This window comes from Rubritalea sp., assembly GCF_039830215.1.
Classification (GTDB): Bacteria; Verrucomicrobiota; Verrucomicrobiia; order Verrucomicrobiales; family Akkermansiaceae; genus Rubritalea.
On record NZ_JBDOPO010000256.1, the window covers coordinates 1 to 4386 of the forward strand.

A 4386-nucleotide genomic window follows, 5' to 3' on the forward strand; every position below is an offset into this window, starting at 1 on the left:
ACGCGTTGATGAAAGTGCTCTACCTCTCGATCGAGCGTGCTAGCAAGAAGTGGACGATGCCCATTCAAAACTGGGGTCCAGCGCTTGCTCGGTTCGCCATGGAGTTTGGTGACAGAGTCCCGAACCTACGCAACATCAACCTCTAACACACGGACTAGAAATGCGGGTTCCGCTCAAGATCCAGTAGAAGGTAATTATCGGTCATTGCTTCGAAAAAGCAATGACCTAACTAACAGAACAAAAACACAATTTTTCTGTCAGAGCCGGAAAGGCACAAGCGTAACACCATTTAAGTTCAAATTTAATAGTAAACCATGAACTAAATTCAGGATGATTGGCTACACCTCCGACAAATCAGCTTTCAGTGTAAAGATGCTATTCGTATCACTCAATCTTTAAGAATTTCGGGGCGTTACTCAGCGAGCATCCAGTCACCTGTGCGGAAGAAAAAGTGAGATCTAATCAGAAAGATAAAACGGAGCATAACAGAATGCTGAGGAAGTCAGATTAGATACCATGACAGCAAGGTCAGAAAACTAGTTGTGAGTTATATTTAGAATTGGGTGTGCTGTAGATGTGATTTTAGGCAAGATGAGGTTTGGCACGTACCAAGAAAAAAGCCCATGAGCATGTTGCTCATGGGCTTTGAAAAATTCGGTGAGCTATCAGCCTACAGTTTAATGACCGTGGCTACCATGATCAGCCTCTTTGTTTTCCGCTTGGCGTTTGTCGAAGGCGGCTTTATTTGACTCGTAGGCATCTGAACTCATTTTACTAGCCCAGTCGTTGAATGTCTTTTGAGATTCAATTACCATAGTACCTATCATGTTTGCGTGACCATCACCACAGAGCTGGCCACAGATAACAGATGTTTCAAGTTCCTTGAGTGGCGTGAACCACATTGGAATATCCTTGCCTGGGATGGCGTCCTGCTGCACACGCATTGGGACGATTGAGAAGTTGTGAATCACGTCAGTCGAAGTCACCTGAACCACTGCCGGACGGTTTACTGGAAGCTTGAGTGAAGAAGCGACAAAATCGTCAAATCCGTTTGGGTCGTCTTTGTAGAGACAGGCATCTCCAGGAGTCTGTACTAGATCACGGTCGATGAAACCAAACTTACCGTCATTTCCTGCATAGTGGAATTTCCAACCAAATTGGAAACCGATAGCACGCACACGTACTGGGTTTTCTTCCTTCAGGATTCGATCGTAAGAATCAGTCCGCTCACCCCATAATGGTAGCGCGAAACCTAGAAGAAGAACTGCTTCGATGATGATAACACCAACCTCTAGGTGGGTTGAGACGTGGTTCTTTACACCGTGGTAGGATGCTTTAGGGTTTTTCTTCTGCGTGAATTTGAAAAGACAAACGAAAAAGAAAATGGTCCAACCTACAAAGAGAGCGATCATGAACCAATTGATAACATCCAATGTGTGATCAACTTGATCACCGTGAGCGGAATAATTAGCAGGCAGGCCAAGCCATGTGGATGGAGAGAAGATAGATGCGATTGTGAAGTTGCTGAACATAATGTGCTTTAGCAAATGGTTAGATAATTAAGAATCAAGTGAGTCGGAGAATTGTGGATCGAAGTGTGTCTTCTCACGTCGCGCAATACGGAAAATGAGAATGCCCACTGTAGTGATAACTGGTATCACAATGGCTAACATGAACAGGATAGCGAAACCCGCAGCATCTTTACCTGCGTGTTCGAATGCTTTAGCGCATGTGAGACATGCAATTGTCAAGCTCAGAGCCATAATGATTAACGGTAAAGTTTCTTAGCCTTTTTGATGAAGACCACACCATATGCTGGGGTGACTACGGCAGTGATCGTGCAGACTATTGCTACGTTTTTCCAGAAGCTCGCATCTTGGCTTGAGCCTGCAGTCCATCCCCAGGCTGCAACAAGCGCAAAGAAGACGGTGACGACGGTGAGAAAGAAAATGTGGAATCCGCGGAGTGACATAGCTTTAGTGATTGAAGATTATTGACCAGGCATGGTTGGAAGAAGTCCGTCAAATGTGATCGGATCGTACATCGCTAGCGCGAAGAGTGCGATGAGAATCGCACCAAACACAAGAGACCCAAGGAAGATCCAGTAGACAGCCTTCTTCTCATGATTAAGGTGCATAAAGATGATTGCAACAAGGCTCGCTTTGACTGTGGCAATAAACATTCCGAGTATCGCGTCAGACTTATCGAAGCCGTGACCACCGATGTCGAGTGCTGGTACCGTTGCTACAGCTACTGTGAGTACAGTACCGAGAAAGAGAATGCCTCCTACGATACCGTATTGTTTAAAGTGAGATTTAATTTCTTCTGGTGAGTCAGCCATTGGATTGAAACGTTAGATAGTGATAGAAAAGTGAAATGAAGTAGATAGCCCAGTTGAGCCACGTGAAATACCTACATGAGGTAGAAAAGAGGGAATACGAAGATCCAAACAAGGTCGACAAAGTGCCAGAACAGACCACCAACTTCCACTCGGTTAGCTAGCCACTCTGGGTTTGATAGGTACATCTTACGCCCGAAGAAGAGGTAGTAGCCTAGTACGATCGCGCCGCCGATCACGTGCAGGCCGTGAAGACCAGTGACAGTGAAATAGATTGCGTAATAGTTGTTCATCTTTGGAGAGAAAACAGAATCGAAGCGGACTTCATCTCGCTGAATGCTCACATGTTGTGGGAATGTTGCTTTGTGCTCATCAGTGATGCCAGTGACATCGTAGATCATGCTTGGCTGGTGATCGTCTTTCACTGTCATCCAATTATCCTCAGTTATTGCATCCTTGAGTGGTGCGTCGGCAGGGATTTTCTTTGCTGCTACCATTTCCTGCTTCAGCTTATCATAAGCCACCATCTGGTGCCAAGTGACACGGTAGAGGTCAACTTCAGTAGGAACGCGCTCTTTTTTGAGAAGCTCCTTAGCTAGAAATCCACGCCAGACCTTGTGAGCAGCCCAGATTTCACGGATCTTAGCACCACCTGTGTGGGTCCCATGATCGTGAACGTGAAGGATAGGTGATGACTCAATAAGCTTCTCAGCGTCGAGATTCTTCTCTTCAGCTTTAAGGACGAGGTGGCGGAAGTCGAGACCATCAATGTAATGGTAAACTAGGCTAGAGTCTCCAGCAGTTCCACTAAGCACTGTGCCGTCGAGTAGTGAAATGTTTGTATCTTGACCATTAGTAGAGTTAGAAATGCCTCCCCAACCAGTGTTAATTTTAAACTCGGCACCATTGGTGTTGAATACCATGTTGCCGTTAGCAATAAGAAACTCATTGTTGGCTTCAGCTTTGTCAACGAGCTCGTTATGGGTCTTAGCGACTGCAGCCTTCACAGCGGACTCAAAGTCTTTGAGACCTGCTAGCTCTGGGTGCTTGCCTACATCACGAATATCTACCCACGCATCTTTGAGAAGCTGCGTACGGAGTTCCGCGTTATGCGTACGGGCTTTGATGAACTCGGCCTTGGCTGTTGCGATCACTTCAGGAGAAAGCTTCGTACCTGATCCAAAGAGGACGGTCTCAGTGAACTCACCATCTTTGATTACGCGAACTTTGTAGGAATCAACAAGAGTGTTGATTGAGTTAGCCCCATCAATAAATGCGTTGATAACCTCTGGGTTTTCGTCGCTCTTGGACGGCAAACTCATTTCAGCGGATTCGAGAAATGGTTTTATCTCCTCTAGCTCTTTAGTTAGTTTTGCAACCTTTCCAGAATCAGAACCAGCTTCATCAATACCTTTTTCTAGTTTTTCAACATGTGAAGTTAAGTTATTGCGGAACGACACTAATGGGGCGTCTTTGGCTGATCCCTGAGCAATGATTGCCTCTAGATAATTTGGTGTCGTGCTATCGAGTTTGAAGTTGATTTGCTCTGCCGTGATAGCGTATTGGTTAGGGTGCTTCACGTCGAGGTGCCCTTCTACCCATCCGTAGTCTTCAGTTTGTGAAGCGTGGTGATGAAGCTTACCACTATACTCACGCGCCTTGAACACCATGAACACTGCAGCACAGAGGATGGTGAAAGACATGTTACCGACGAACATGCCCCACTTACGGAGCTTGAGACCAGCCCAAGCAAACACTACTGTGACTGAGGATGCGATCAGGATAAATGTGTTAAGAAGACCTGGGAGCACTGGTAGAGCACGCTCTGGCCAAGGGTAATCCGCGAACACTCGGAGGAAGATGTACGAGGAGAATAGACCACCAAAGAGCATGACCTCTGAAGCGAGGAACAGCCAGATAGCGATCTTTGAGTTATTGAGTCCTGTGTCCTTGCGGGCATTGACGATATAAGGAATTTCCATTTGAAAAGTATTTCTTTATGTTTCGTAAGTTAGCGTGATTGCGTGAGCAATATTACTCAGCGGACT

General features: G+C 45.9%; 5 protein-coding genes. All 5 read right to left on the minus strand.

What is annotated here, in order from left to right; genetic code table 11:
• Nucleotides 1-677: 677 nt before the first annotated feature.
• The 5 genes from ABGY95_RS08410 to ABGY95_RS08430 all read right to left on the minus strand — a co-directional run bounded on the left by ABGY95_RS08410 (nucleotide 678) and on the right by ABGY95_RS08430 (nucleotide 4320).
• Nucleotides 678-1532, minus strand: coding sequence for a cytochrome c oxidase subunit II (locus tag ABGY95_RS08410; RefSeq protein ID WP_347441235.1), 855 nt, complete (start codon nucleotides 1530-1532; stop codon nucleotides 678-680).
• A 27-nt stretch (nucleotides 1533-1559) separates the two neighbouring features.
• Nucleotides 1560-1763: a hypothetical protein gene (locus ABGY95_RS08415; RefSeq protein ID WP_347441236.1), complete on the minus strand. Its 204-nt coding sequence runs from the start codon at nucleotides 1761-1763 to the stop codon at nucleotides 1560-1562.
• 5 nt (nucleotides 1764-1768) lie between these two features.
• The gene (locus tag ABGY95_RS08420) at nucleotides 1769-1972 is read right to left on the minus strand and encodes a hypothetical protein (RefSeq protein WP_347441237.1); all 204 of its coding nucleotides are present in this window, start codon (nucleotides 1970-1972) and stop codon (nucleotides 1769-1771) included.
• An 18-nt stretch (nucleotides 1973-1990) separates the two neighbouring features.
• Nucleotides 1991-2341, minus strand: coding sequence for a cytochrome C oxidase subunit IV family protein (locus ABGY95_RS08425; RefSeq protein ID WP_347441238.1), 351 nt, complete (start codon nucleotides 2339-2341; stop codon nucleotides 1991-1993).
• 71 nt (nucleotides 2342-2412) lie between these two features.
• Nucleotides 2413-4320: a cytochrome c oxidase subunit 3 gene (locus tag ABGY95_RS08430; RefSeq protein ID WP_347441239.1), complete on the minus strand. Its 1908-nt coding sequence runs from the start codon at nucleotides 4318-4320 to the stop codon at nucleotides 2413-2415.
• Nucleotides 4321-4386: the final 66 nt, after the last annotated feature.